Origin of the sequence: Rhizobium sp. CCGE 510 (genome assembly GCF_000292525.1) — a bacterium.
Lineage (GTDB): Bacteria > Pseudomonadota > Alphaproteobacteria > Rhizobiales > Rhizobiaceae > Rhizobium.
Genome location: NZ_AEYF01000035.1, coordinates 59,703 through 86,504 on the forward strand (window position 1 = coordinate 59,703; position 26,802 = coordinate 86,504).

Here is a 26,802-nt window from a genome sequence, read left to right on the forward strand (position 1 = left end):
TATGAAAGTTCTTTCGGTTTCATCCGAAGTCTTCCCTTTAATCAAGACAGGGGGCCTAGCCGATGTGTCAGGCGCCCTGCCGATTGCACTGCAAGCCTTCGGAGTCGAAACCAAGACCCTTCTGCCCGGCTATCCCGCCGTCATGAAGGTCATTCGCGACCCGGTCGTCAGGCTCGAACTCCCCGACCTGCTCGGTGAGCCGGCGACCGTGCTCGAGGTCCAGCACGAGGGTGTCGATCTGCTCATCCTCGATGCGCCCGCCTATTACGACAGGCCGGGCGGACCCTATGTCGATCCGCTCGGCAAGGACTATCCCGACAACTGGCGGCGTTTCGCCGCTCTGTCGCTCGCCGCCTCCGAGATCGCCGCCGGCCTGCTGCCCGGCTGGCGGCCGGATCTGGTCCACACTCACGACTGGCAGGCGGCGCTGACCTCGGTCTACATGCGCTATTATCCGACGCCGGAATTGCCGAGCGTGCTGACCATCCACAACATCGCCTTCCAGGGCCAGTTCGGTTCCGAGATCTTTCCCGGCCTGCGCCTGCCCGCCCATGCCTTCGCCACCGACAGCATCGAATATTACGGCACGGTCGGCTTCCTCAAGGGCGGCTTGCAAACCGCCCATGCGATCACGACGGTCAGCCCGACCTATGCCGACGAGATTCTGACGCCGGAGTTCGGCATGGGGCTCGAGGGCGTCATTGCCAGCCGCATCGACAATCTGCACGGCATCGTCAACGGCATCGACACCGACGTCTGGAACCCGGCCACCGATCCCGTCGTCCACACTCATTACGGCGCGACGACGCTGAAGAACCGCGAAGAGAACCGTCGCTCGATCGCCGAATTCTTCCATCTCGACAATGACGACGCCCCGATCTTCTGCGTCATCAGCCGTCTCACCTGGCAGAAGGGCATGGATATCGTCGCCAACATCGCCGACGAGATTGTTGCCATGGGCGGCAAGCTCGTCGTGCTCGGCTCCGGCGAAGCGGCACTTGAAGGCGCGTTGCTGGCCGCCGCCGCCCGCCATCCCGGCCGCATCGGCGTCTCGATCGGCTACAACGAGCCGATGTCGCATCTGATGCAGGCCGGCTGCGATGCGATCATCATCCCTTCGCGCTTCGAACCCTGCGGCCTGACCCAGCTTTACGGCCTGCGTTATGGCTGCGTGCCGATCGTCGCCCGCACCGGCGGACTGAACGACACGGTGATCGACGCCAATCACGCCGCACTTGCGGCGAAAGTGGCAACCGGCATACAATTCTCACCCGTGACAGAAACGGGCATGCTACAGGCAATCCGCCGTGCGATGCATTTTTACGCGGACCGAAAACTCTGGACCCAATTGCAAAAGCAAGGCATGAAATCGGATGTCTCTTGGGAGAAGAGCGCCGAACGCTACGCTGCCCTCTATTCAAGCCTCGTCTCGAAAGGCATGTGAACTAAAATGAACAAGTCCGTACCCACCACGCCCTATCTGGACCAGAAGCCCGGCACGTCGGGCCTGCGCAAGAAGGTTCCGGTGTTCCAGCAGCCGAACTATGCGGAGAACTTCATCCAGTCGATCTTCGATTCACTGGAAGGCTTTCAGGGCAAGTGCCTCGTCATCGGCGGCGACGGACGCTACTACAATCGCGAAGCCATCCAGAAGGCGATCAAGATGGCCGCCGCCAACGGTTTCGGCAAGGTCATGGTCGGCAAGGGCGGCATTCTGTCGACGCCGGCCGCTTCCCACATCATCCGCAAATACAAGGCTTTCGGCGGCATCATTCTTTCCGCCAGCCACAATCCCGGCGGTCCGACGGAAGATTTCGGCATCAAATACAACATCAACAATGGCGGCCCGGCCCCGGAAAAAATCACCGATGCCATCTATGCGCGCTCAAAGACGATCGACAGCTACAAGATCGCCGATTTCGCCGACGTCAATCTCGACCGCATCGGCAAGGATGAGCTTCCCGGCGGCATGATCCTCTCGGTCATCGACCCGGTCGAGGACTATGCCGCGCTGATGGAAGAGCTGTTCGATTTCGGCGCCATCCGCAATCTGATCAGCCTCGGCTTCCGCATTGCCTTCGATGGGATGAGCGCCGTCACCGGCCCCTATGCCAAGGAAATCTTCGAAAATCGTCTCGGCGCTCCCTTGGGATCGGTGCGCAATTTCATGCCGCTGCCGGATTTCGGCGGCCATCATCCCGACCCCAACCCGGTTCACTGCAAAGAACTCTTCGATGAGATGATGGGCGATGACGCGCCCGATTTCGGCGCCGCGTCCGATGGTGACGGCGACCGCAACCTGATTATCGGCCGCGGCATCTTCGTCACACCGTCCGACAGCTTGGCGATCCTTGCCGCCAACGCCAATCTCGCCCCCGGCTATTCCGGCGGCCTTGCCGGCATCGCCCGCTCGATGCCGACATCGGGCGCAGCCGATCGTGTCGCTGAAAAGCGCGGCATCGGCATGTACGAAACGCCGACCGGATGGAAGTTCTTCGGCAACCTGCTCGACGCCGGCATGGCGACGATCTGCGGTGAGGAAAGCTCCGGCACCGGCTCCAGTCACGTCCGTGAAAAGGACGGCCTCTGGGCCGTGCTGCTGTGGCTGAACATTCTTGCCGTGCGCGGCGAGAGCGTCGCCGATATCGTCACCCAGCACTGGCAGACCTACGGCCGCAACTATTATTCGCGCCATGATTACGAAGGCCTCGATACCGATGCGGCGAACGGCCTTGTGGACAATCTCCGCAACCAGCTTTCCACCCTGCCCGGCAAGAGCTTCGGCAGCCTGAAGGTCGAAAAGGCTGACGACTTCGCCTATCACGACCCAATCGACAAATCGGTGAGCGAGCATCAGGGTGTCCGCGTGCTCTTCGAAGGCGGCTCCCGCGTCGTCTTCCGCCTGTCCGGTACTGGCACGTCTGGCGCAACCTTGCGTGTCTATATCGAGCGCTACGAGCCGGATTCGACTCGCCACAACATCGAAACGCAGGAAGCGCTCGCCGATCTGATTGCGGCCGCTGAAAGCATTGCCAGCATTCGTGAACGCACGGGACGCGATGCGCCAACCGTGATCACCTGATCCGGGGGGAACATGCGGGGGAACAGTTCGGCGCAAAACGGCGCGATCGTCTTCGAGACCGGCGTCGAATTTGCCGTGTGGTCGCATCACGCCGCACAGATCGAACTCTGCCTCTTCGAGGATGACGGCAACAAGGAATTCGCGCGCCTGCCCATGGCGCGCGACAGCAATTACACTCACCGTCTGTTTGTCGACGGGCTGAAGGCAGGGGCTCGCTACGGCTATCGTGCCGACGGTATCTTCGCCCCTGACAACGGCCTCTGGTACGATCCCTCCAAACTGCTGGTCGATCCCTATGCCAAGGAGATCGATAGGCCTTTCCGCTACGATCCCCGCCTCGGCATCTACGGTGAGGATAGCCAGGATCTGATGCCGAAGGCGATCGTCACCACCGATACGCGGGCCGAAACCCGCAAGCCACTCTTCAAACCGGGCGGCTTTATTTACGAAGTGGCGGTGCGGCCCTTCACCATTCTCCATCCCGACGTGCCGGAGGCCGAGCGCGGCACGGTCGCTGCCCTTGCCCATCCCTCCGTCATCGCGCATCTGAAGCGGATCGGTGTCGATGCCGTCGAGCTGATGCCGATCACCGCCTGGATTGACGAACGCCACCTGCCGCCGCTCGGCCTCACCAATGGCTGGGGCTACAATCCCGTCGCCTTCATGGCGCTCGATCCGCGGCTCGCGCCCGGCGGCATGACTGAGTTGCGCCAGACGGTCGCGGCCCTCCATGCCGAAGGCATCGCCGTCATCCTCGATCTCGTCTTCAACCATACCGGCGAGAGCGACCGTTACGGCGCGACGCTGTCGTTGCGCGGCCTCGACAATCTGCATTATTATCGCCATGCGCAGAACTGGCCGGGCGAACTCGTCAACGACACAGGCACCGGCAACACACTCGCCTGCGACCATCCCGAGGTCCGGCGTCTCGTCATCGATAGCCTGCGCCATTTCGTCTTGAACGCCGGCGTCGACGGCTTTCGCTTCGATCTTGCCCCGGTTCTCGGCCGCACCGCGACAGGCTTCGAGCGCGACGGCGGAACGCTTGCCGCGATCCTCGCCGACAATGTGCTTGCCGACCGCATCATGATTGCCGAACCCTGGGATATCGGCCCGGGCGGTTATCAGCTCGGCAATTTCCCGCCACCCTTCCTCGAATGGAACGATCGTGTTCGTGACGATCTGCGCTGCTACTGGCGCGGCGACGATTGGAAGACCGGTGCACTGGCAACCGCACTCGCCGGCTCCTCCGACATTTTCTCCCGCAACGACGGCAGGCAGACGCGCAGCGTCAACTTCCTCGCCGCCCATGACGGCTTCACGCTGACCGATCTCGTCTCCTACGCCGGCAAGCACAACGACGCCAACGGCGAACACAATCGTGATGGCCACAACGAGAACCATTCTTGGAACAATGGCGTCGAGGGAGAAACCGTCTATCCGACAATCCGCAAGCGTCGCCGGGACGATGTGATGGCGCTGATATCGACGCTCTTTGCCACCCGCGGCAGCATCATGCTGACGGCGGGTGACGAGGGCGGCCGTAGCCAGCACGGCAACAACAACGCCTATTGCCAGGACAACGAGATCACCTGGCTGAATTGGAAGGCGCTGGACGAGGGTCTGGTTGCCCACACCGCCTTCGTCGCAGGCCTGCGTCGCCGCTTTACCGTCTTCTCCGAAACGGGCTTGCTGTCAGGAAACGGCGATGTCGAATGGATTTCGCTCTCCGGCGAGCCGATGACAGTTGCCGAATGGGAGACATCGTCGCTTTCCACTCTCGGCATGCTGCTGTCGACCGGGGACCGCTCCTTGCCCGGCAGGCAGACCCGGCTTGCCGTGCTTTTCAACCGTTCGGGGGACCGCCAATATTTCACGCTGCCGTCCGGGGCCGAAGCAGGCTGGCGCCATTTGACACCGGAGGGCGCGAAGAAAGCCGGCGCCCGCGCAACCGTCGAGCCGGGGTCCGTCGCCTTTTTCGTAGAAAATTGACCGCCTCCCCTCGCTTGCGCAAATCCTTGTCGCAATCGTCACAAATGCACGATAAGGCTTGGGCCGGCGGCTTGTTTTCACGAGGATTTTATGGTCACGGAAATTTCACTCTCCGACGTGCGGGGATTGATCGGCATGGAAACGGGCCTTTCGGATTGGATCACCGTCGACCAGACGATGATCGACGCCTTCGCAGGGGCCACCGACGACCATCAGTTCATTCATGTCGATCCCGAGCGCGCGGCCGCCGAGAGCCCCTTCGAAGGCACCATCGCCCATGGTTTCCTGACACTGTCTCTGCTGTCGACGATGAACTACAACTGCTTGCCGAAAGTGCGCGAGCAGACCATGGGCATCAATTACGGTTTCGATCGCGTCCGCTTCATGACGCCGGTGAAAAGCGGCGCCCGGGTCCGCGGCCGCTTCCTGCTCTCCGACGCCCGCTTCCGCGGCGCCGGCATGCTGATGACCACCTATGACGTTTCGATCGAAATCGAAAACGAGAAAAAGGCGGCGCTGACGGCAAAATGGATCACCATCATCCAATTCGACCCGAAGGACCGTCCCGAAGACGTGTAAGCAGAACGGCGCTTTTGTTAGATAGCTGAATTGAAGACGGTTTCGAGTGCGTGTCCGTCTGGATCCATGACGAACGCCGCATAATAATGTTCACCGTAGTGGGCGCGTAAGCCTGGACCACCATTGTCACCGCCGCCATGTGCGATAGCTGCAGCATGGAACTGATCGACCGCCTGGCGGCTCGGGGCGGCAAACGCCAGATGAAAACCCGGGCCGGCCGGACGCTGGCCATCCGGCCGATGTTTGATCGCCAGTTTGTCTCCGCCGCCGGGAAGACCGTAGCCAACCGCCTGTCCCGTCTGCCCCGGCCTGATGTCATCCCAGACCCTGACATAGCCGAGGGCGCCAAGGGCGGCGTCGTAAAATGCCGCCGATCGCTCGATATCGGAAACGCCGAGGGAGGCATGGTGCAGCATTCACCTATCCTTGAATAAGGCCTACCGAGCCGAATCAGCCCGGCCTTAATGTCCCGCATCTTCTGCCGCTTCCGCCAGCAGCCCGAAGACGTAATCGGAAAACGACCGCCAGCACTCCACCCGGAACGTATTTTCATCCGTGCGCAGAAGCACGATTTCCGCCTTGCCGAAGACGGTGCGCGACGCGGCTCCGACCGGAAAAGAAGACAACGACAGATCCTGCGGGCAGCCGGCGGCAAGCGTCTTTTCCGCACCCGGTCCCGAGACGATGATCGCCAGATTACGGTGAGAAACGTCGGTCGCCGAATGCACGGCGCCCACGCCCGAAAGCAGCGTCATCAGATCGGCGCCGTCCTCGTCGATCAGCAGCCATTCGTCCGGCCCGATCCAGAGCACCGACCGGGCACCGGCCCGGCCCGATGTTTTCGGGGCGGTCGGCACGGACAGACCGAGCGCGGAGGAAAGTGCTGCAAGCGATTCCGCTGGCGCGCGCAGCGCCACACGGCTCGCTGCCGGCGCCATCGTCAGCCGCACCGTGGCGGAACCGCCGAGACGGCCGGCAAGCACCGGCCTGCGAATTGCGACATCAGCCATGGATGCGGCCTCCTTCCTTGTCAAAGAACACCATATCCGTCACTTCGACGGCGATCGTTCGGTCCGCCATCGGCACATAGAGTGTCTCGCCCATGCGCGCCCGGCCGCCGGCGACGAGCGCGAAGGCGATCGACCTGCCGCAATTTTCCGACCAGTAAGCCGATGTGACGTGACCAAGCATGGTCATCGGCTTCGGCTCGTTCGGGCTCGCGACAATCTGTGCGCCTTCTTCGAGTACCAGCTTCGGGTCTTTGGTGATAAGGCCGACGAGCTGTTTGCGTCCATCCTTGACGAGGTCCGGCCGCTTCAGCCCGCGAATGCCGACGAAATCCGTCTTTTTCTTCGAGACCGCCCAGGAAAGTCCGGCGTCATCGGGAGTCACGGTCCCATCGGTATCCTGCCCGACGATGATGTACCCCTTCTCGGCGCGCAGTACGTGCATCGTCTCGGTACCGTAGACGCAGGCGCCGAGCGGCTCGGCATTGGCCCAGACCGCTTCGAGCACCGACTGGCCGTAATCGGCCGGCACATTGATTTCGAAGCCGGTTTCACCGGTGAAGGAGACGCGGAAGAGCCGTGCCGGCACGCCGCAGACCATGCACTCGGCAACGCTCATATGCGGGAAGGCTTCGTTCGAAAGATCGAGCCCTTCGACCAGCGGCGCGACGATGTCGCGCGCCTTCGGTCCCTGCACGGCAATGACAGCCCATTGCTCCGTCACCGAGGTCAGCCATACCTTCAGATCCGGAAATTCCGTCTGCAGGTAATCTTCCATGTGATGGAGAACGCGCGGCGCACCGCCGGTCGTCGTCGTTACATGGAAACGGTCGTCCGCCAGCCGTCCGACAACGCCATCGTCATAAACGAAGCCGTCCTCGCGGGTCATGATGCCGTAGCGGGCCTTGCCGGGCTTCAGCGTATCCCAGGCATTGGTGTAGATCAGGTTCAGGAACTTTGCCGCATCCGGCCCTACCACCTCGATCTTGCCGAGCGTCGAGGCGTCGAAGATGCCTGCCGTCTCGCGTGCCGTCCGGCATTCGCGGTTGACCGCCTGATGCATGGTCTCGCCCGCCCGCGGATAGAACCAAGCACGCTTCCAGTTGCCGACATCCTCGAAGACCGCGCCGTGGGCCTCCTCCCAACCATGCAGCGGCGTCTTGCGCGTCGGATCGAACAGGGGACCGCGCGAATGGCCGATCAGCGTACCGTAGGTGACCGGCGTATAGGGCGCACGGAAAGTGGTGAGACCGACCTGCGGGATTTCCTTGCCGAGCATTTCGGCGGCAATCGCCAAGCCATGCATGTTGGAAAGCTTGCCCTGGTCCGAAGCCATGCCATTGGTCGTGAAGCGCTTGATATGCTCGATCGAATGCATGCCTTCGCGCACGGCAAGGCGGATATCCTTGGCGCAGACGTCGTGCTGAAAATCGATGAAGGCCTTGGCGTTGGTCTTCGGCCCGGCGCCTTCGGAAGCGCCGATCATGCCGCCCGTCCAGTCATAGGCCTGTTCGGCCGAAATTGCGATCTTCTCGCCGCTGCTTCCGACGGTCGCCTGCGCCATCAGCTCGCCAGCGGCAAGGGATTCCTCGATCGTCCGCTGCAGATCGTCGGTGCCGTTGCAGGCGCCGACCGAGAGGCAGTCCTGCGCATAGGAGCCAGGCAGGAAACGCTGGCTTTCGGCGTCAAAGGCCACTTTGCCGCGCGACTGTGAGAACAGATGCACGGACGGCGTCCAGCCGGCCGAAACCAGCAGCGCATCGACCGCGATCTTGCGCGGCGAACCGCCGCCGTTGCGCGCCACCGTCATCGATGAGATGCGCAGCCGCCCCGACGTGTTGACGACCGACTGGCCGGCCAGAACATCAATGCCGAGCGCACGCGCCTCTTCCAGCACCGCCGCTCCCGGCGCCTGCCTGCTATCGACGATGGCGGCGATCGACACACCGGATCGTTTCAGATCGAAGGCCGCCTCATAGGCCGAATCATGCGCCGTATAGATGCCGACCTTGGCCCCGACGGCGACGCCGTAGTGATTAAGATACATCCGCCCGGCCGAGGCCAGCATGATGCCCGGCCGGTCGTTGTTCGGAAATACCATGTGCCGCTCGATCGCACCGGTGGCCAGAATCACCCGCTTGGCCCGGACCTGCCATAGCCGCTCGCGCGGCAGATCGCGGGAAGGCTTGGCGATATGATCGGTGACGCGCTCGGCAAGACCGACGAAATTGTGGTTGTAGTAGCCGAAGGCGGTCGTGCGGGTGAGGACTTCGACGTTGTCCATCGCCTTCAGGCGAGTCACGGCCTGCTGCGCCCAGCTGTTGCCGTCCTGTCCGTCGATCGTCACGCCGGTATCGTAACGCAACGCCCCGCCCGCTTCCGCCTGCTCGTCGCACAGGATCACCCTGGCGCCGCTCTCGGCAGCCGCCAGCGCCGCTGAAAGGCCGGCAAGGCCGGCGCCAACCACCAGCACGTCGCAATGGGCATAACGGCTGGCATAATGATCGGGATCTTCCTCCGTCGGCGCGACGCCAAGGCCTGCGGCGCGACGGATGATCGGTTCGTAGACATGTTTCCAGGCGGCACGCGGCCACATGAAGGTCTTGTAGTAAAAACCGGCAGCGAAGAACGGCGACATCAGGTTGTTGACCGCGCCGACGTCGAAGGCAAGCGACGGCCAACGGTTCTGCGAGCTGACGATCATGCCGTCGAAAACTTCCTGCACGGTGGCGCGCACGTTCGGCTGCTTGCGCGCCGTATCGCGGGCGACGTCGATCAGCGCATTCGGCTCCTCGGCCCCTGCCGACAGAATGCCGCGGGCTCGATGGTATTTGAACGAACGTCCCAGAAGATGCACACCGTTGGCAATCAGCGCCGAGGCGACGGTATCGCCTTCGAGCGCCGTATAGGTCTTGCCGTCGAAGCTGAAGCGCGCTGTTTTGGCCGGTGTCAGGCGGCCCTTGCCGACGATACGGTTCACGCCGCTCATTGCGCCTCTCCTTCCACGGCTTCATATGTCTCGACAGGCGCATGCCGCGCCGCCGCCGCACCGATCTCAGGCTTCGGTTCACCCGCCTTGTAGGTCACTATGAACTTGTCGCTCACCGTATCGCGCGCCGCGTTGAAGAAGCGCCCGCAGCCATGGATGTGCCGCCAGCGTTCGAAGATCAGCCCCTTCGGATTGTCGCGCAGAAAGAAATAGGCCTCGAATTCCTCGTCCGAGATCGAGGCGATATCGGCGGGCCGCACGATATGCGCGTCACCGGCACCGCGGAATTCAAGCTCGGAGCGCTCTTCCTGACAGTAGGGGCAATGGATCAGCAGCATGTGTGATTTCCTTCTCCTCCCCTTCTCCCCAGCGGGGAGAAGGCGCCTGAAAGGCAGATGAGGGGGTGAGCGACGAAAAAAGCGAGCATCCGAGCGGGAAGCGAGATGGTATTCGTCATCAGTGCGCCACCGCCGCCGCCGCCGCCTCGTCGATCAGCCGGCCGCTGCGGAAACGCTCCAGCGTCAGCCCGGCATTGAATTTGTGCGGCTCGTCGCGGGCAATCAGATGCGCGAAGAGATTGGCCGAGCCCGGCGTCGCCTTGAAGCCGCCGGTGCCCCAGCCGCAATTGACGTAGAGCCCGGGAACCGGCGTCTTCGACTGGATCGCCGAACGATCCGGCGTATTGTCGACGATGCCGCCCCATTGCCGCATCATCTTGACACGGCGGAACATCGGGAAGAGCTCACAGATGGCGTCGAGCGTGTGGGTGATGATCTGCAAACCCCCGGTCTGCGAATAGGAATTATACTGGTCGGTGCCGGCGCCGATGACGAGCTCTCCCTTGTCGGACTGGGAGATATAGGCATGCACCGTGTTCGACATGACGACACACGGAAAGATCGGCTTCAACGGCTCGGAGACCAGCGCCTGCAGCGGGCTCGATTGCAGCGGCACGCGGACATCAGCCATCTTCATGATCGTCGTCGTATGGCCGGCCGCCGAAACGGCGACTTTCTTGGCGCCGATGAAGCCGCGCGAGGTCTCGACCCCGGTCACGCGTCCATCGGGGCCGCGTCGGATGCCGGTCACTTCGCAATTCTGGATGATATGCACCCCGCGGTCTGAGGCCGCGCGCGCATAACCCCAGGCGACCGCGTCGTGCCGCGCCGTGCCGCCGCGCCGCTGCAGTGCTGCGCCGTTGATCGGATAACGCGCGCTGGCCGAAATATCGAGCGGCGGACAATAGGCCTTCGCCTGCTCCGGTGTCAGCCATTCATTGTCGATGCCGTAGAGCCTATTGGCATGGATATGCCGCTTGAACGACTGCTGGTCGTGAATATTGTGCGACAGCATCATCACGCCCCGCGGCGAATACATCACATTGTAGTTGAGCTCCTGGGAAAGCCCTTCCCAGAGCTTCATCGAATGCTCGTAGATGTGCATGCTCTCTTCGTAGAGATAATTCGAGCGGATAATGGTGGTGTTGCGCCCGGTATTGCCGCCGCCGAGCCAGCCTTTCTCGATCACCGCCACATTGGTGATGCCGTGCTCCTTAGCGAGATAGTAGGCAGCACCCAGCCCGTGGCCGCCGGCGCCGATGATGACGACGTCATATTCAGCGCGCGGCTCAGGCGAAGTCCACTGCTTGTCCCAGCCCTTGTGGCCACGAAGGGCCTCCCTCGCCACGGCAAAAACCGAATATTTCCGCATCCGCCTTGTTCTCCTTCGGGAAAGGGCTGTTCTCCGTGCCCATACAAATCGCAAATCCAAATGCGGCACAACGGTTGTTTTGCGACGCGTAAGAGCTTTGCTTTTGACACTAAGCGACATGATGTCGAAAATCCGCGCGGTTTTCGCACGACATAGTGTGCCGCTTCCGAAGGCTGTTCGGCAGGATGAGGCAAAACCGACCTTTCGCCGGGAACCGCTGGCCCGGTCCTAGCCCAAGTGGGCGAGAAGACAAGCAGTTACTAAAATGTTAATTCACCCTGTATTCCCGGGGTTCCTGTATCATGTGGGGTCGGCGTTCATTACTCCAGGCGTTTTGCATTGTGGTTGCCCTCGCGCAACCGGCATTCGCCGCCGAGCCGGTCGGCCAGGCTGTCGTCATCAAGACCGAGGTAACGGGAGAGAGCGGCCCCATCGAAGTCGACACCAGCGTCCATCGCAACGAACGCATCAAGACATCCCCATCGGGGCTTGGCCAGTTCCTGTTCCGGGACGGCACGAAGCTCGCAGTCGGCTGGGGTTCGTCGGTCGTGATCGACAAATATGTCTTCGATGATTCGCAATCAGTCAAGAAACTGACCATCAGAGCGGCAAAGGGCACGTTTCGCTGGGTGAGCGGCAGTTCCAACTCCTCGGCCTACCAGATCCTGACGCCCGCCGGCACGATCGGCGTGCGCGGCACCGCTTTTGATTTCTACGTCGGCCCTGATGGCACGACCGCCATCGTCCTGTTGAATGGTGCGGCCCGGTTTTGCGGCCCCGGCGGCTGCCGGCAGTTGCAGCAGCGCTGCGATTGCGTGGTGGCCAAACCGAACGGCAATATGTCGGCAGCAGGCCGGGTCGATCCCAGCATTCTCGAAACGCTCGGAAATCCCCGCGCGCTCCCCTTCCTCTCCGGCAATCAGCGGCTTTCAGGCGGCATCGGCATGCTCGGCGGCTGCAATATGGCATCGGCCGCGCCGGAGAGAAAAGACAGAAAACCGCCTCCGCCCGCGATTGCGCCCGTTCCGCGAAGGCAGGACCCGCCGCAAAGGCAGGCCGAGCCGCAGAAGGAGCGGCCGAACAAGCCGGACAAGCCGCATCACGACAAGCCCGATCACGACCGACCAGATCACGACAGGCCGCATCATGACAGGCCTGATCGCCCCGACAGGCATGACGGGCATGATGATCACGACCGGCCCGCAAACCACGACCAGCATCATCGGAATGACCAGGATCATCAAGAGCACAACCGCGGCCACGATGGCGATCGCGATCACGACAGGGATCGGCACCACGACAGAGGCCGGGGTTTCAATCACAACCGCTGACCCTTCAATCGGCCGCGCTGTTCTCGAAACGATCATTCGGCTCGCGAAAATGATCGGTCCTGCCGGATAACCGCTGATAGAATTCCGCCAGGCCGTCGATCACCCCCGCCGCCCTGAGCTTTGCCGCGCCGATAAGCTTGCGGGTGTTCTTCGAATGCGCAAACAGGGCCTGCATCAGCTGCTGGTGGGTAACGACAAGGGCTGAAAACTCGGCCGATCCGGCGACACGTTCGTCGCCGACGACGGCAAGGATCTGCGTTCGACTGCTCTTTCCTTTGAGCGGAATGGCGCCAGCCTCGATCAGCGCCATCCCCCGCACCGACCTTGCCGTGCTGTCGGATATCAGAATATCGAAGCCGACTTCCTTGCAGCATGATTCCAACCGCGCCGCGACGTTGACGGCATCACCGACCGCCGAATAGTTGAAGCGCGTCTTGGCGCCCATATTGCCGACGCAGGCAAGGCCGGTATGAATGCCGATGCCGATCCCTACCTCCTGTCCGGGTCCGAAGCCGAAGGCGTCGCCGGCGTTCAATTCGGCGAGCGTTTCACGCATGGCAAGCGCTGCGCGGACCGCCTTGGTTTGATGATCGGCCACATCGATGGGCGCATTCCAGAACGCCATGATCGAATCGCCGATGAACTTGTCGAGCGTGCCCTCATTGGCCACCACATGGCGGCTCAGCGCGTCGAGCAACGTGTTCAGGAAGGCGACGACATCGGTCGGTGCCAGCCGCTCGCTGATCTCCGTGAAGTTCCTGACATCGACGAACATGACCGTCAGTTCACGGTCGTCGCCGCCGAGCCGCAATGCATCGCGGGTATGCTCGATGCGGTGAAGCAGCGATGGAGAAAGATAATGCCCGAAGGCGCGCCGCACCGCCCGTCGCTCCCGGTCGATCACCAGGATCTTGAATGAGGTCGCGGCAAAATGGATGATCGATCCACTGACGATTGGCGCCAGCGGATCGAAAAGAAGCCCGGCATAAAGAAACGACAACCAGGATGCCAAGAGCGCCATTGCCGTAGCCAACAGGCCGCAGATCAGCGCGACGGCCGGGCTGACGAAGGTCGTTACCACGACGAGCAGGCATCCGAGCACCGCGATGACCAGGATTTCCAGCCCGTCCGCCCAGTCGGGCCGCGACAGGAAATGGCCGGAGAGGATCTGCTCCACGGCCTGCGCATGCAGCGAAACGCCGGGAACGTTCTCGCCGAGCGCGGTGACACGGATGTCCTGGAGCCCGGCCGCCGATGTGCCGACGAAGACGATGCTGCCGTTAACGGCAGCCGCGACCTCGGGAGAAGCCCCCTCGGCCGCAAGCACCTGCCGAGCGGATATGTACCGCTCAGCCCGGTCGGGGCTGACATAGAGCCAGAGTTCGCCCACCGCTGTCAGCGGCACGACGAAATCCCCGATCTTCGCCGATGTCATGATGCCGGCGCGATCGGGCGCACCTGACAGCACATAGGTCGACGCCCCCTGCGCAACGCGCAGGGCCTCGATCGCGAGATTTGGATAGAGCTGCTCGCCGTCGGTCAGGAACAGTGGAACCGCCCGCACCACCGGCGAAGGGTTGCCGGGGTTGAGGCTGATATGGCCGAGCCCCGCCGCATTGGCCTCCAATTGCGGCCTGAGCGGCGTCGAGGCGCCGAGATAGGGAGGAGCCGAGACGGGGCTTTCGCCTGTGAAGGCGAAACCCGCCTTCACAGGCGGCCGGTAATGGCCCTCATTGGAAAGGCCGAAGCCGAGTACGACAGGCTTCTCGGCAATCGAGCGGGCGAATATTTCGTCATTATCAGGCAGTTTCTCGGCAAGGGAAGGATCGACGCCTGCAACCTCGCTGACAACATTGCGCGGCGACAGCCGGTCCGGCTCGGCGAAAAGAATATCGAAGGCAATGGCCGAAGCGCCCATCGCGGAAAGCCGGTCCACCAGCAGGGCCATCCGATCCCGCGGCCATGGCCATTGACCGAATTCGCGCAACGAGGCCTCATCAATGTCGATGACGCGGACCGGCATCGGCTCGAAGGTCCGGGGAACCAGGCGCTGATATTCGTCGAAAGTCACGCCGCGGATCAGCTTGAAAATCCCCGGATCGTCTGCCCGCAGGATCGTCAGCATAGCCACGATCGCCAGGCCGATAGCGACACCGATTTGCTGGACGCGCGTCATGATCTCACCGGGTGTCCCCTCCGCACCTGTCGGCAGGCTACGCCGCTTTCGATCCAAACGCCATTCGCACATGCATTCCGGGTGCCGATCGCCTCCGGGTCAGGATGGCCCCCAAGGAGATGATCGCCGCGCTCGACGAAGTCGCCGCCAAGGTGCCGGATCGTGGGCGGATAGGGGCAATCGCGATTTTTTGCCCGCTCCCGATATCCATCTGGACTTCCGATATCCGATCTGCTATCTCGCATCACCAATCGCAAGGCTGCGGCCGCGCGAACGTTATTTTTTTGCCCCTGGCGCTGCGCCGCCGCCGGCATCAACCAACCAAAGGAACGTGATTCTCGTGCAGGTACTTGTCCGCGATAACAATGTTGATCAGGCTCTCCGCGCTCTCAAGAAGAAGATGCAGCGCGAGGGCATTTTCCGCGAAATGAAGATGCGTGACTACTACGAGAAGCCGTCGCAGAAGCGTGCTCGCGAAAAGGCCGAGGCTGTTCGTCGCGTTCGCAAGCTGGCCCGCAAGCGCGCCCAGCGCGAAGGTCTGGTCGCACACTGAGCGTTCCGTCGTTTTTTCGACGTTTTCAGATGCATTGTGGCGGGGGCGATGGGTTCGCCGCCGCCTTTTTTAGTTTGCCGCTGAGGATCGCATATCCGCGCACCGGGTATGCCGCATGGGGAAAGCGAGCCCGAATGGCTGTCAACACCTTCAATCCGTCCCGCGCTTTGCGCTTGCAGAAAACCGCATTCCTGCCGGCTATGGCGCTGGCCGCAATGTTCGGCCTCGCCGGCTGCGAAACGACCAATACCACGGATGCCGTGATCCGCATCGACAAGGCGCAGGGCTCGGAAGAGAATATCGCCTCGCTGACGGCGGTCATCAACGCCAATCCCAAGGATCCCGAAGGCTACAATGTCCGTGGCTCCGCTTATGGCCGCGCCGGCCAGTTTCGTCAGGCTCTGAACGATTTCAACACGGCGCTGCAGATCAATCCACGGTTTTTCCAGGCCTACGCCAATCGTGCCCTGGTCTATCGCAACATGGGTCAGCAGTCCCAGGCGATCGGCGATTACAATGCCGCCTTGCAGATCAATCCGAGCTACGACGTCGCCTACATCGGCCGCGGCAATGTCTATCGCATGGCCGGCCAGGACGATCAGGCCTTCAACGATTTCGACAAGGCGATCCAGCTCGGCACCACCGATGGCCGCGCCTATCACAATCGTGGCCTGATCTATCAGAAGCGCAATCAGCAGGACAAGGCGATCGACGATTTCTCGAAGGCGATCTCACTCGCGCCGAATTCGCCCGAGCCCTATAATGGCCGCGGCATTTCCTATATCGCGCTGAACGACAACGACAACGCCTTTGCAGATTTCAACCACGCGATCGAACTCAACGGCAATATTGCCGAATCCTGGGCCAACCAGGCGCTCATCTACGAACGCCGCGGCGACAAGGCGAAGGCCGTCCGGTCGTATCGCCACGCCGTCGGCCTCGATCCGAAGTACCAGCCGGCTCGCGACGGTCTCGCCCGCGTCGGCGCGTCAGCCGGCTAGAGCATGATGCCGAAAAGTGTGAGCGGTTTTCTCTGACACCACGCTCTGACTCTTTAATTTAGGACAGTAGTTCAGATTTTAGGCCAACCGGGCCTAAAATCATCCTGGTCTGAGGACATCAGTTGGGCGGCCGCAAGATCGGCCGCCGCACGGCTCGTCGTCCTGGATGACATATCATAGTATGTTGCAACCTGCTCTTGCTCCCCCTAACATGGCGCTGCTTCGATAGCCTGCTATCGGGCGTTGGAAACATCTTGGGGGCGGCTTGCGAGAGATGCGGATCTTTGCTTTCCTGACCGCTCGCGACCTCCGTTACCTGTCGCCAGCGCGTTGGACGTGGCGCGACAAATGAAGATCCTCGCACTGTTCTTTCCCAAGGCCTCAATCGGCACCTACCTCGTCGCCATGGCGGTGGCGATCGCACTGCCGATCTTCGCCTTCGTGACGCTGCTTCTGCTGCAGCTGGAAGACAACCAGCGTTCGACGCTGCGGCGCGAGACGGCCCAGGATGCGCTCGCCCTTTCGCGGATCATCGACCGCCAGCTTCAGGACATGGCGACGACGCTGCGGTTGCTTTCGAGCTCGCCGGAGCTCGAAAACGGCAATCTCGCCGCCTTCCACGAGCGCACGGAAACCGCCCTCCGAGACAATACGCTGTTCGTCATCGCCGTCGACCGCAATGGCCAGCAACTGCTGAACACGCGCCGGGCGTTCGACACGCCGCTGGGCAAGATAGCAAACATCACCGCCCTCCAGTCGGTCATGACCTCCGGTCGAATCGAGGCTTCCGACGTCTTTCGCGGCCGCATCAGTGGCGACTGGGTCTATAACGTCACCCTGCCGCGGACGAACGATCCCGTCGCAGCCCTCATCATCACCCAGGATGCCAAGGATCTGAGCAAGCTCGTGACAACCGAGGGCCTTGCCCCTGGCTGGTCGGCTGCCGTCATCGATCAGAGCGGCCACGTGGTCGCCGCGACCGGCCCTGCAAATCTCGAACCTGGCACACCCTTCGATCCGCGCATCCTGCCGGCGTTCACCGCTCCACGCGGCGTCTTTCAGGACGAGGCGATCCTGCCGCACATGCTGCTTGGTTATGCCAGGATTCCCGGCTGGTCGTGGAAAACGGTGATCTGGGGACCAATCGCTCAGGCGTCGATCCTCAGCACCTGGCGTTTCCTCATCATCGGCGGCGTGGCCCTTGTACTCGTCGCCGTGCTCGCCGCCTATGCCGTCGCAAGGCAAGTGCGCACCACCATCCGCGATATTGCCGAGATGGCCAACCGCATGGGCGAAGGCCATATCGTCTCGCCGGTCGAAACCAGCGTCATCGAGGCCAACCAGGTGGCGATCGCCCTGTCGAACGCCTCCTTCGATCGCAGTCAGACCGAGGACCGGCTGCGCTTCGTCATGCATGAACTCGTCCACCGCACTAAAAATCTTCTGACGCTAGCCCAGGCGATGATGCGGCAGCTCGCCAAACAAGCCGACAGCGTCGAGACCTTCCAGGCCGCCGTCGCCGACCGCCTGGAGGGGCTGGTGCGTTCGATCGAGCTTCTGACCAGCGAGCAATGGGGAGGCGTGTCGCTCAGGCGGGTGGTCGACATCCACCTGCAGGCCTTCCCACAATCGCGCGAACAGATCGACATCACCGGTGAAGATTTCGTCCTGAAGCCGGATGCCGTACAGAATCTCGGTCTTGCGCTGCATGAACTCGCCACCAATTCGGTGAAATACGGTGCGCTGTCCGTCCCGCAAGGCCGTGTCCGCTTCGAATGGCGCGATGTCACGGAAGAAGACAAGCCGGACGCCCTGCTCCGCTTCACCTGGGAGGAGCGCGGCGGTCCGCCGGTCGTAGAGCCATCGCGCTCGGGCTTCGGCACCACTGTTATCAAGGCCCATGCCGCCTCCGCCTTCCGCGGCACGGTGCAGGTCGATTTTCGGCCCGAAGGCCTGTTGTGGGTGCTGACGGCGCAGCGCGCGACGCTGCAACGGGAATAACCCCCAGGAACAATCGCCACCTCTACCCGTTTCGAACAGGTCGTTTCAAAGGAGAAAGACCATGTTCAAGCAAACCATGATCGCCGCGGCGGCTCTGGCGGTCGCTGCCTGGGCAAATCAGGCGGGCGCGGAAAATTTTGTCACGCTTGGCCGTCTAATCTGCGGATCGGATGGCGGCCAAGGTCTGATCGTCACCTCGCAGAAGAACCTCATCTGCACCTATACGCCGGCATCGGGCGGTGCCAAGGCGGTCTATGCAGGCAAAATCGAGAAATTCGGCATCGATATCGGCCAGACCGGCAAGAGCGTGATGATCTGGCAGGTACTGGCAAAAACCGGAACGGATGTGCCGCAATTCGCGCTGGCCGGCGAATATTACGGCATCGGTGCCGATGCGAGCGTCGGGGCCGGGGCCGGCGCCAAGGTGATCGCCGGCGGCACGAACAAGGCCTTCATGCTGCAGCCGCTGAATGTTCAGGCCCAGGAAGGGCTGAACCTCGCGATCGGCGTTGAGAAGATGACGCTGGTGCCGGGTGAAACCTGAGCGAAGCGGCCGCGCCCGAGCTGAGCGGCTGCATCTGCGTCACCCATGCGCGATCGCCTTGTTGATATCCTCGGTCATCTTCTTCGCGTCACCGAGCAGCATCATCGTGCCGTCTTTATAGAACAGCGTATTGTCGATGCCGGCATAGCCCGAACCGAGCGAGCGCTTGACGAACAGGCAGGTTTTTGCCCGGTCGACATCGAGGATCGGCATGCCGTAGATCGGAGAGGTCTTGTCGTCGCGCGCCGCCGGATTGGTGACGTCGTTGGCGCCGATGACGTAGGCGACGTCGGCCTGGGCGAATTCCGAATTGATGTCCTCGAGCTCGAAGACCTCGTCGTAAGGAACATTCGCCTCGGCAAGCAGCACGTTCATATGGCCGGGCATGCGGCCCGCGACCGGGTGGATCGCATATTTGACCTCGACGCCGTTCTTCTTGAGGTTGTCGGCGAGTTCTCGTAGAGCATGCTGGGCCTGGGCGACCGCCATGCCATAACCCGGCACAATGATGACCTTCGATGCATTGGCCATCAGATAGGCGGCATCCTCGGCCGAGCCGAGCTTGACCGTCTTGTCCGATGTGTCGGCCCCGCCGGACGCCGTCTCACCGCCGAAACCGCCGAGGATGACAGAAACGAAGGAGCGGTTCATGCCCTTGCACATGATGTAGGAGAGGATCGCCCCGGAAGAACCGACGAGCGCGCCGGTGATGATCAGCGCCAGATTGCCGAGGGTGAAGCCGATACCGGCGGCAGCCCAGCCCGAATAGGAATTCAGCATCGAAACGACGACGGGCATATCGGCGCCGCCGATCGGCACGATCAAGAGAACGCCGAGCACCAGCGACAGCGCTACGACAGCCCAGAAGTCGAAATGGCTTTCGGTGACGGCAAGCCCGATGATGAAGAGCACGATCAGCACCAGCAGGCTGGCATTGATCACGTGCCGGTAAGGCAGCATGATCGGCTTGCCGGACATGCGTCCGTCGAGCTTCAAAAAGGCGATGATCGAGCCGGTGAAGGTCAGCGCGCCGATCGCCACGCCGAGCGCCATTTCGACCCGCGCTTCGATGTGGATCTGGCCGATATCGCCGATGCCGAAGGAGGCGGGTGTATAGAGCGCCGAAGCCGCGACCAGCACGGCAGCAAGGCCGACCAGCGAATGGAAACCGGCGACGAGCTGCGGCATCGAGGTCATGGGGATGGTGCGGGCGACATAGGCGCCGACGCTGCCGCCGATGGCAAGGCCAAGAACGATCAGCACGAAACCGCCGAAATTCGGGGTGGCCAGCACTAGCGTCGTCAGGATGGCGATCCCCATGCCGATCATGCCGTAGAGATTGCCCTTGCGGCTGGTGGCCGGATGCGACAGGCCGCGCAGCGCCAGGATGAAGAGAACGCCGGAGACAAGGTAGAGGAAAGCTGCGATATTGGTCATCAGATCCTCACCGGTCCTTCTTGCGGTACATCGAAAGCATCCGCTGCGTCACCAGGAAGCCGCCGAAGATGTTTACCGAGACGAGCACGAGGGCGACGAAACCGAAGCCGGTCGCAAGCCCGCTTGTGGAGATGCCGACCGCCAGAAGCGCGCCGACGACGATGACGGAGGAGATCGCGTTGGTAACGGCCATCAGCGGCGTATGCAGCGCCGGCGTCACCGACCAGACGACGTAATAACCGACGAAGATCGACAAGACGAAGATCGCCAGTTGGAAGACGAACGGATCGATCGCCCCGCCGGTCGCAGCACTTGCCGCTTCCGGTGCGTGGGCGGCTGCCGTGACGACCGCGGTCACTGCCTGGTCGAGCTGCTCCAGTGCTCTGTCCATTGCTTCACTGGCCATCAGCTATCTCCCTTCTTCGCGCCGCCGAAGGCGGGATGAACCACGTCGCCGGCATAGGTCAGCATCGTCGCCTTGACGAGTTCATCGTCGAGGTTAACGACGACGCTCCGGCTTTCCTTGTTGACCATGGTCTCGAGGAAGGTCACCAGGTTCTTGGCATAGAGCGCCGAGGCGCTGGCCGCAACGCGGCCCGGCATGTTGGCGAAACCGATCACCCTGACGCCGTCGACTTCGGCAATCTCGCCGGCAACGACGCCCTCGATATTGCCGCCGCGCTCGACGGCGAGGTCGACGGCGATCGCGCCCGGTTTCATCGCTGCGAGCATGGCGCGCGAAACGAGCCGGGGCGCCGGGCGACCGGGGATCAACGCGGTGGCGATGACGATATCCTGCTTGGCGATATGTTCGGCCACAAGTGCGGCCTGCTTTGCCTGATAATCGGCGGACATTTCCTTGGCATAGCCGCCGGCCGTTTCCGCCGCCTTGAACTCCTCGTCCTCGACGGCGATGAACTTGGCGCCAAGCGAGGCAACCTGCTCTTTGGCCGCGGGGCGGACGTCGGTGGCCGAGACCGCAGCACCCAGGCGCCGCGCCGTCGCAATCGCCTGCAGACCCGCAACGCCGGCGCCCATGACGAAGACCTTGGCGGCCGGTACGGTGCCGGCAGCGGTCATCATCATCGGCATGGCGCGGTCATAGACCGCCGCCGCCTCGATGACGGCCTGGTAGCCGGCGAGATTGGCCTGGGATGAAAGCACATCCATGGACTGGGCGCGGGTAATGCGCGGCATCAGTTCCATCGCAAAAGCCGAAAGTCCGGCACTTGCCAGAGTCGCGATGGCTTCGTCATTGCCATAGGGATCCATGATGGCGATCAGCACGGCGCCGCTTTTATAGCCTGAGATTTCCTGTTCGTTGGGTCGGCGCACCTTCAGCACGACGTCGGCGGAGGCTGCATCAGCAAAACTGCCGATCCTGGCGCCCGCAGCCTCGAACTCTCCGTCCGGAATGCGCGAAGCCGCCCCTGCACCGGCTTCGACGACAACGTCGAAGCCAAAACTCTTCATTTTCTTCACGGTCTCGGCTGAGGCCGCGACACGCGTCTCCTCGCCCGCAATTTCCTTTGCAACGAAAACGATATTGCCCAACTGCCCCCTCCTCCGGGTCAGCCGGACCGCCGCAGGCTTCCCTGCGCGGGCCAAGCACCTAAAGCATGTCGTCGCGCAAAAGTGAACGGCGGCTTTGCGACAACGACATGCGAGAAAATAAAGACCTGAAGCGCGAGGAGCGAATCTGGAAGATCGCGACGCGCTTTAGTCACAAAGCTTCGGGAAAGCCCCTCCTCCCTTTGCCGCGATCAGCGGAACAGGAAGATGCCGATGGCGAGAAGAATGATGAATACGAAGAGGCCGCCGAGAAGGCCGGCGCCGCCGAAGAAACCGGCGGTCATCGCAAGCAGGAGGCAGATGAGAAGCATTGAACCGTATTTCGCGGCGGCAATGAACATGTCGTAGGTGTTTTCATGTTCCTTGTAATCCATCGGCGCGCCGGTCTCGACCGGTCCGGTATGATGTTCGGCCATAAATATCGTCTCCCTGAAATGCCTCTGCGCTGCCTGATTCCCCCGCCCCGCGAGGGAAGTCCCTGCCTGCAGGAATTACACAATGACAGGCGAAAGCGCAATGCATGAGAATGCCGCAGCCAATGCGTGTTCGCCCGGAAATGTGCAGCGGTTCCGGGACAACGACATGCATGAAACAAGTGGCCAAAGCGCGTCGCATGAATCAAATTTGATGCGACGCGCTTTGGGCTTCAAAACCAGCTATTCCCAAGCGGGAAAAAGCATAAGGGGCGACGACTGCGGCTATTGTCATCGCCCCTCATTGTTCTCACCCAGATGCTCGCCCGTGAGAGAAGAAGAAATCAGAGCGGCAGGTCGGTGCCGAGTTCGCCTTGCGGCACGAAGCGCGCCGTCGGAATGATGGTGAGCGGCGGCAATGTGTCGTTGGGATTGCGAGAGAACATCATCCGTTGCTCGCTGGCGCTGGAGATGAAGAAGGGGTAGCGCGTCAAAAGCTTTCGCCCGACCTCGATCACGTTCGTCGCCATCAGCGTCATGTCGATCCCGTAATTCTTCGCCAGGCGGCCGGGAACGACCGTGTCGGCATAGAAAACCCGCTTGTAGAAAGCCGCATGCGGCGGCCGGACAAACTGAAGAACGCGGTCCGCGCGGAAATACGCCGCCGCCACAATGGTCGGCCTCAGCGTCAGATAGGGAACCCAGGGCAGATCGGCGGTGAGCTCGGGGTCGGCCGCGAAGCGGGCCGGATCGATCAGGGTCAGCCCCGCATCCAGAAGTTCATCCATCGCCTCGGGAAAGGCGCCGCCGGACTGACTGAGGCGATGCTCCGGTGTCACATAATGAACCCGGATCGTGCTGACCAGTTCGCCATAATAGTACAGCCCGAAGATATAGGCATGGCTGTCGAAATCGCTGTCATCAAGCAGCCCTTTCGGGGCGAGCGCGAGCACGTCATGGGCCTTGTAGGCCTTGTAGCGCAGGCGCTCCACCTGCTCCATGTCTTCGCTGCTTTCGACGCGGCGATACTCGACATGATCCAAAACTTCCAAAATTTTTGCGCTGAAATCGCTACGCTTGAACAGTGTCTCTGACATACTCTCGATCCGTTCGTTAACGGTTCATTAATCATATGGCAGCAACATTTAGGCAAGGAAATCCGATAATTTCCGTTGTTTTTAAATCATTAAGGTTAACGCGGCGCGGAAAGTTCGAAGGGAAAATCGGCCTGTCGCAGGACGCTCAAGCGACCTTGTTGCGACGGCGTTGCACGACGCGGCGGCCGATGCCCTGCTGTAATAGCGTGATGTTCTGGGAAGGCACCGGCTGCGAGAAAACGTAGCCCTGCACAAGATCGGCGCTGCGGTGCTTGTTGAGCAGTGCGAGCTGCTCTTCGGTCTCGACGCCCTCGATGACGATCTTCAGCCCGAGTTCTCGAGCGAGATGGACCGTGCCGCGCAAGAGCTTGAGGCGGCGGCTATCCTCGACGATGTTGCGCACGAACGAGCGATCGATCTTGACGATGTCAAGCGGCAGCGTGTCGAGATAGCTGAGGCTGGAGAAGCCGGTGCCGAAATCGTCGATGGCGATGGTGATGCCGCGTGCCCTGAGCTCCGCCAGGATGGCGCGCACGGCGGCCGGCTCGTCGATCAGGCAGCTTTCCGTGACTTCGAGATGCAGCCGCGCCGCGTCGAGGCCGGAATGAGCAAGCGCATCGGCGACGACCTGGAGAATGTCGGCATCCCTGAGGTCCCGCGCCGATAGGTTGACCGAGACGGCGATATGATCCGGCCAGTTCATGCATTCGCTGCATGCCTTGAACAGGACGAAGCGGGTGATGTCGGAGATGATGCCCATATCCTCGGCGAGCCGGATGAAGACATCGGGCGGGATCGAGCCCTTCTCCGGATGCACCCAGCGCGCCAACGCCTCGGCACATTCGATTCGCGAACCGTCGGCCCGGAACATCGGTTGGAAGACGAGATGCAGCGCCTGCGCTGAAACCGCATCGCGCAGATCCGCCTTCAGCTTCTGCTGCTCGATATAGCGGCCATCCATCTCCCGCTCGAAGCCTGATATGCCGCCCCGGAAGCGCGACTTGCTTTCGAACAGGGCAAGGTCTGCCTTGACGCTCCATTCGTCCATCGCGAACGCGGTACTTTCGAGGATCGCGTAGCCGGCACTGAGCGAAACGAGGAAGGTCAACTCGTCGACCTGGTAGTGCCCCTGGATCGCGGCGTGCACCCGGCGGATCTCGACGTCGAGCAGGGCCTGCTCCTTCGCATGTGGGAAGAACAGAATGAACTGGTCGCCCATCAGCCGGCCGAGAATGGCGTTGCCGGAGGCTTGCTTGATACGGGCGGCGATCGCGCAGAGCAGATGATCGCCGGTGACATGGCCGCGCATGTCGTTGACGTGTTTGAACTCGTCGATATCGAGAACCATGAAGCCGAGCGGCCCGGACTTCCTCTGGTGTTTGGCGAGATAGTCCTGCACCAGCTGCCCGAAATATTCTCGGTTCGGCAGGCCGGTCAGCGCATCGAAGCGGACCATGTGCATGATCTTCTGCTCCGCCTTCACCCGGCTCGAAACGTCCTCGAAGATCAGCACGGCGCCGCCATCGGCCCTTCGGCTGGCGGAGAATTCGAGCGACAGGCCCTCGGGAAAATGAATGAGCGTGCGCGACAGGTTGCCTTCGGCGACCTGGGTGAGTTGGCGCAGGATAAGCTCCGGCTGCGAGGCGTCCATGAAGCTGTAGCGAGCGCCATAGCGCAACACGGCGCCGAGGTCACGGTCCTTCAGCCGTTCCGGCGCACCGATCTTCAGAAGCTCGCAGGCCTTGCGATTGACCACCTGGATACGGTTTTCGGCATCGACCATGACCAGGCCGTGCGGCATGTTGTTGAGCGCCGTATCGAAGCGGTCGGCAATGATGGTGATTTCCCGGCGCGCGATGACATTCTCATAGAGGAATTCGCGCACGCCGTTCGCCATGGCCCGCGTCGTCAGCCAGAAGGGAATGAGGAAGATCGACAGCAGGCCGCGATAGAAATCCAGCGCCATCAGGCTGCAGACGATCATCGGCAGACAGCAGGAGAACGTCTGGAGATCGACCGCCAGACGCGAACCGTAATTGCGGCCGACGACGGAAACCATGGTCGCCATGGTGACGGCAATGCAGGCAAGCTCGGCAAAGGAATCGTGCACGACGAAGATGGCGTAGCCGCTGGCGATGCCAAGCAGGGCAGTGGTGCAGGCCGCACCGGCAACCAGGATCCGCTCCCACCGCTCGATTCCGGCGTGCGACAGGCTGTCCTTGTCGACGCGATCGAACTGTCGGAAGACGACCATGCGGACGATGAAGACCAGGAGGAAGGCGGCCGACAGCAGGATATAGACGAAGGACTGGGTCTTGGCGGCAACGGCAAGGCACGTCGCGACATGCACGATCACGCCGGCAAGAAGCGTCATGCGGTTCCCGGAAAGGGAACTCACAAACGACAGATAAACATCTAAAGGGACCCTGTTCGGGTTATCTGGCTTCATCCACACTTTCCCTGTGCGCCGGAATTCTAAGCCCAACCCTTTAAAAATTGATTTCAATGGAATCAAACATTTGGTCAAATTTTCTAAAACCACAGGATGAACAGCACAGCCTACGCGCGTATTGCAGCCTTACGGCGAGATTATTGAAATATTTTATCCACGCCTGGGTTGTTAAAATATTCGGCGGTCGTATGGGCCGACCGGCGCATCTAAGACTATACTCCAACGTCAGGCATTTATCCTTCCAATTTCAAAGGCTGTGGTCTACATCGATTGCAAGAGGGAAAGCTGCCGGAAAACGGCAGGACAAGAACAAGGGGAGGCGAATGTCGGTATTCCTGGCCGCCAGTCGGCTGATCGACTGGGTCAGCCGCGTCATGGGCAAAATTTCCGAATATATGGTGCTACTCTGCTGTCTGATCAGCGCCGGCAACGCCGTCGTCCGCTATGCCTTCAACTACAGTTCGAACGGCTGGCTCGAGATCCAATGGTATCTCTTCGCCTTCGTCGTCATGCTCGGCGCCTCGCATGCGCTGCGCAACAACGAACATGTCCGCGTCGATCTGATCTATGGTTCGGTTTCCGACAAGGCGAAGATCTGGATCGACATCGTCGGCCTCATCCTCTTCCTCATCCCCGTCTGCGTCTTCCTCACCTGGGTCTGCTGGCCCTTCTTCGCGCTTTCCTACCAACAGGGAGAAATCTCGGGCAACGCCGGCGGGCTGATCCGCTGGCCTGTCAAGCTGGTGCTCGTCGCCGGTTTCGCGCTGCTTTCCCTTCAGGGCGTTTCCGAACTGATCAAGCGGATCGCAGCCCTCACCGGCCATATCAGCATCGACACGACATACGAAAAGCCGCTGCAGTAACGC

The 26,802-nt window shown here is 61.7% G+C and carries 22 protein-coding genes; 10 read left to right on the forward strand and 12 right to left on the reverse strand.

All coding sequences use genetic code 11. The features are described 5' to 3' along the window. Position 1: 1 nt before the first annotated feature. From glgA to RCCGE510_RS16555, 4 genes are all read left to right on the forward strand, one after another. Positions 2-1,444 carry a glycogen synthase GlgA gene (glgA, locus tag RCCGE510_RS16540; protein ID WP_007631730.1) on the forward strand — a complete coding sequence of 481 codons (1,443 nt, stop codon included), beginning with the start codon at positions 2-4 and terminating at the stop codon, positions 1,442-1,444. Between the two features lie 6 nt (positions 1,445-1,450). After that, on the forward strand, positions 1,451-3,082 hold the full coding sequence (locus tag RCCGE510_RS16545; protein ID WP_007631731.1) for an alpha-D-glucose phosphate-specific phosphoglucomutase: 1,632 nt from the start codon (positions 1,451-1,453) through the stop codon (positions 3,080-3,082). Between the two features lie 12 nt (positions 3,083-3,094). Further along, positions 3,095-5,074 (forward strand): glycogen debranching protein GlgX, encoded by a 1,980-nt coding sequence (glgX, locus tag RCCGE510_RS16550; protein ID WP_007631733.1) that lies wholly within the window; start codon positions 3,095-3,097, stop codon positions 5,072-5,074. Positions 5,075-5,164: 90 nt separating this feature from the next. Beyond that, positions 5,165-5,653: a MaoC family dehydratase gene (locus RCCGE510_RS16555; protein WP_007631738.1), complete on the forward strand. Its 489-nt coding sequence runs from the start codon at positions 5,165-5,167 to the stop codon at positions 5,651-5,653. A 17-nt stretch (positions 5,654-5,670) separates the two neighbouring features. On the opposite strand, the gene RCCGE510_RS16560 is transcribed toward RCCGE510_RS16555, so the two are convergent. The 5 genes from RCCGE510_RS16560 to RCCGE510_RS16580 all read right to left on the reverse strand — a co-directional run bounded on the left by RCCGE510_RS16560 (position 5,671) and on the right by RCCGE510_RS16580 (position 11,359). After that, positions 5,671-6,069, reverse strand: a complete 399-nt coding sequence (locus tag RCCGE510_RS16560; RefSeq protein WP_007631740.1) for a VOC family protein — start codon at positions 6,067-6,069, stop codon at positions 5,671-5,673. 45 nt (positions 6,070-6,114) lie between these two features. Further along, positions 6,115-6,663: a sarcosine oxidase subunit gamma gene (locus RCCGE510_RS16565; RefSeq protein ID WP_007631743.1), complete on the reverse strand. Its 549-nt coding sequence runs from the start codon at positions 6,661-6,663 to the stop codon at positions 6,115-6,117. Continuing rightward, positions 6,656-9,649 (reverse strand): sarcosine oxidase subunit alpha, encoded by a 2,994-nt coding sequence (locus RCCGE510_RS16570; RefSeq protein WP_007631744.1) that lies wholly within the window; start codon positions 9,647-9,649, stop codon positions 6,656-6,658. Before RCCGE510_RS16570 ends, RCCGE510_RS16565 begins: the two co-directional genes overlap by 8 nt. Continuing rightward, positions 9,646-9,987, reverse strand: coding sequence for a sarcosine oxidase subunit delta (locus RCCGE510_RS16575; RefSeq protein WP_007631746.1), 342 nt, complete (start codon positions 9,985-9,987; stop codon positions 9,646-9,648). Before RCCGE510_RS16575 ends, RCCGE510_RS16570 begins: the two co-directional genes overlap by 4 nt. A 118-nt stretch (positions 9,988-10,105) precedes the next feature. Next, positions 10,106-11,359, reverse strand: a complete 1,254-nt coding sequence (locus RCCGE510_RS16580; protein ID WP_007631748.1) for a sarcosine oxidase subunit beta family protein — start codon at positions 11,357-11,359, stop codon at positions 10,106-10,108. Between the two features lie 302 nt (positions 11,360-11,661). Between RCCGE510_RS16580 and RCCGE510_RS16585 the strand changes: the two genes are divergently transcribed. After that, positions 11,662-12,690 carry a FecR domain-containing protein gene (locus RCCGE510_RS16585; RefSeq protein WP_037078994.1) on the forward strand — a complete coding sequence of 343 codons (1,029 nt, stop codon included), beginning with the start codon at positions 11,662-11,664 and terminating at the stop codon, positions 12,688-12,690. Positions 12,691-12,694: 4 nt separating this feature from the next. Here RCCGE510_RS16585 and RCCGE510_RS16590 read toward each other — a convergent pair whose 3' ends face one another. Next, on the reverse strand, positions 12,695-14,866 hold the full coding sequence (locus RCCGE510_RS16590; protein WP_007631751.1) for an adenylate/guanylate cyclase domain-containing protein: 2,172 nt from the start codon (positions 14,864-14,866) through the stop codon (positions 12,695-12,697). A gap of 340 nt (positions 14,867-15,206) precedes the next feature. Here RCCGE510_RS16590 and rpsU point away from each other — a divergent pair, with 340 nt between their 5' ends. From rpsU to RCCGE510_RS16610, 4 genes are all read left to right on the forward strand, one after another. After that, positions 15,207-15,419, forward strand: a complete 213-nt coding sequence (rpsU, locus tag RCCGE510_RS16595) for a 30S ribosomal protein S21 (RefSeq protein WP_007631752.1) — start codon at positions 15,207-15,209, stop codon at positions 15,417-15,419. Between the two features lie 134 nt (positions 15,420-15,553). After that, positions 15,554-16,420 carry a tetratricopeptide repeat protein gene (locus RCCGE510_RS16600; RefSeq protein WP_007631753.1) on the forward strand — a complete coding sequence of 289 codons (867 nt, stop codon included), beginning with the start codon at positions 15,554-15,556 and terminating at the stop codon, positions 16,418-16,420. Between the two features lie 348 nt (positions 16,421-16,768). Continuing rightward, positions 16,769-18,421 carry a sensor histidine kinase gene (locus tag RCCGE510_RS16605; protein ID WP_007631754.1) on the forward strand — a complete coding sequence of 551 codons (1,653 nt, stop codon included), beginning with the start codon at positions 16,769-16,771 and terminating at the stop codon, positions 18,419-18,421. 61 nt (positions 18,422-18,482) lie between these two features. Next, on the forward strand, positions 18,483-18,965 hold the full coding sequence (locus RCCGE510_RS16610; protein WP_007631755.1) for a DUF992 domain-containing protein: 483 nt from the start codon (positions 18,483-18,485) through the stop codon (positions 18,963-18,965). A 39-nt stretch (positions 18,966-19,004) separates the two neighbouring features. Here RCCGE510_RS16610 and RCCGE510_RS16615 read toward each other — a convergent pair whose 3' ends face one another. The 6 genes from RCCGE510_RS16615 to RCCGE510_RS16640 form a co-directional block, all read right to left on the reverse strand. Continuing rightward, on the reverse strand, positions 19,005-20,402 hold the full coding sequence (locus tag RCCGE510_RS16615) for an NAD(P)(+) transhydrogenase (Re/Si-specific) subunit beta (RefSeq protein WP_007631756.1): 1,398 nt from the start codon (positions 20,400-20,402) through the stop codon (positions 19,005-19,007). A 7-nt stretch (positions 20,403-20,409) separates the two neighbouring features. After that, a complete protein-coding gene (locus RCCGE510_RS16620; RefSeq protein ID WP_007631757.1) occupies positions 20,410-20,808 on the reverse strand; it encodes a proton-translocating transhydrogenase family protein in 399 nt (132 codons plus the stop codon). Next, positions 20,808-21,956: a Re/Si-specific NAD(P)(+) transhydrogenase subunit alpha gene (locus tag RCCGE510_RS16625; RefSeq protein WP_007631759.1), complete on the reverse strand. Its 1,149-nt coding sequence runs from the start codon at positions 21,954-21,956 to the stop codon at positions 20,808-20,810. Before RCCGE510_RS16625 ends, RCCGE510_RS16620 begins: the two co-directional genes overlap by 1 nt. Positions 21,957-22,165: 209 nt before the next feature. After that, positions 22,166-22,390: an aa3-type cytochrome c oxidase subunit IV gene (locus RCCGE510_RS16630; protein WP_007631760.1), complete on the reverse strand. Its 225-nt coding sequence runs from the start codon at positions 22,388-22,390 to the stop codon at positions 22,166-22,168. A 341-nt stretch (positions 22,391-22,731) separates the two neighbouring features. Next, positions 22,732-23,484: a hypothetical protein gene (locus RCCGE510_RS16635; protein ID WP_007631761.1), complete on the reverse strand. Its 753-nt coding sequence runs from the start codon at positions 23,482-23,484 to the stop codon at positions 22,732-22,734. 145 nt (positions 23,485-23,629) lie between these two features. Next, complete coding sequence (locus tag RCCGE510_RS16640; protein ID WP_037078998.1) at positions 23,630-25,933, reverse strand: EAL domain-containing protein; 2,304 nt, start codon at positions 25,931-25,933, stop codon at positions 23,630-23,632. A 326-nt stretch (positions 25,934-26,259) separates the two neighbouring features. On the opposite strand from RCCGE510_RS16640, the gene RCCGE510_RS16645 reads away from it, so the two are divergent. Beyond that, positions 26,260-26,799: a TRAP transporter small permease subunit gene (locus RCCGE510_RS16645; RefSeq protein WP_007631763.1), complete on the forward strand. Its 540-nt coding sequence runs from the start codon at positions 26,260-26,262 to the stop codon at positions 26,797-26,799. Positions 26,800-26,802: the final 3 nt, after the last annotated feature.

Coding starts and splice junctions, on each gene's coding strand:
- RCCGE510_RS16640 (WP_037078998.1), bottom strand. CDS start 25,933: ATGAAGCCAGATAACCCGAACAGGGTCCCTTTAGATGTTTATCTGTCG.
- RCCGE510_RS16600 (WP_007631753.1), top strand. CDS start 15,554: ATGGCTGTCAACACCTTCAATCCGTCCCGCGCTTTGCGCTTGCAGAAA.
- RCCGE510_RS16645 (WP_007631763.1), top strand. CDS start 26,260: ATGTCGGTATTCCTGGCCGCCAGTCGGCTGATCGACTGGGTCAGCCGC.
- RCCGE510_RS16610 (WP_007631755.1), top strand. CDS start 18,483: ATGTTCAAGCAAACCATGATCGCCGCGGCGGCTCTGGCGGTCGCTGCC.
- RCCGE510_RS16560 (WP_007631740.1), bottom strand. CDS start 6,069: ATGCTGCACCATGCCTCCCTCGGCGTTTCCGATATCGAGCGATCGGCG.
- RCCGE510_RS16590 (WP_007631751.1), bottom strand. CDS start 14,866: ATGACGCGCGTCCAGCAAATCGGTGTCGCTATCGGCCTGGCGATCGTG.
- RCCGE510_RS16570 (WP_007631744.1), bottom strand. CDS start 9,649: ATGAGCGGCGTGAACCGTATCGTCGGCAAGGGCCGCCTGACACCGGCC.
- RCCGE510_RS16575 (WP_007631746.1), bottom strand. CDS start 9,987: ATGCTGCTGATCCATTGCCCCTACTGTCAGGAAGAGCGCTCCGAGCTT.
- RCCGE510_RS16635 (WP_007631761.1), bottom strand. CDS start 23,484: ATGTCAGAGACACTGTTCAAGCGTAGCGATTTCAGCGCAAAAATTTTG.
- RCCGE510_RS16620 (WP_007631757.1), bottom strand. CDS start 20,808: ATGGCCAGTGAAGCAATGGACAGAGCACTGGAGCAGCTCGACCAGGCA.
- RCCGE510_RS16545 (WP_007631731.1), top strand. CDS start 1,451: ATGAACAAGTCCGTACCCACCACGCCCTATCTGGACCAGAAGCCCGGC.
- RCCGE510_RS16615 (WP_007631756.1), bottom strand. CDS start 20,402: ATGACCAATATCGCAGCTTTCCTCTACCTTGTCTCCGGCGTTCTCTTC.
- glgA (WP_007631730.1), top strand. CDS start 2: ATGAAAGTTCTTTCGGTTTCATCCGAAGTCTTCCCTTTAATCAAGACA.
- RCCGE510_RS16605 (WP_007631754.1), top strand. CDS start 16,769: ATGAAGATCCTCGCACTGTTCTTTCCCAAGGCCTCAATCGGCACCTAC.
- RCCGE510_RS16580 (WP_007631748.1), bottom strand. CDS start 11,359: ATGCGGAAATATTCGGTTTTTGCCGTGGCGAGGGAGGCCCTTCGTGGC.
- RCCGE510_RS16630 (WP_007631760.1), bottom strand. CDS start 22,390: ATGGCCGAACATCATACCGGACCGGTCGAGACCGGCGCGCCGATGGAT.
- glgX (WP_007631733.1), top strand. CDS start 3,095: ATGCGGGGGAACAGTTCGGCGCAAAACGGCGCGATCGTCTTCGAGACC.
- RCCGE510_RS16555 (WP_007631738.1), top strand. CDS start 5,165: ATGGTCACGGAAATTTCACTCTCCGACGTGCGGGGATTGATCGGCATG.
- RCCGE510_RS16565 (WP_007631743.1), bottom strand. CDS start 6,663: ATGGCTGATGTCGCAATTCGCAGGCCGGTGCTTGCCGGCCGTCTCGGC.
- RCCGE510_RS16585 (WP_037078994.1), top strand. CDS start 11,662: ATGTGGGGTCGGCGTTCATTACTCCAGGCGTTTTGCATTGTGGTTGCC.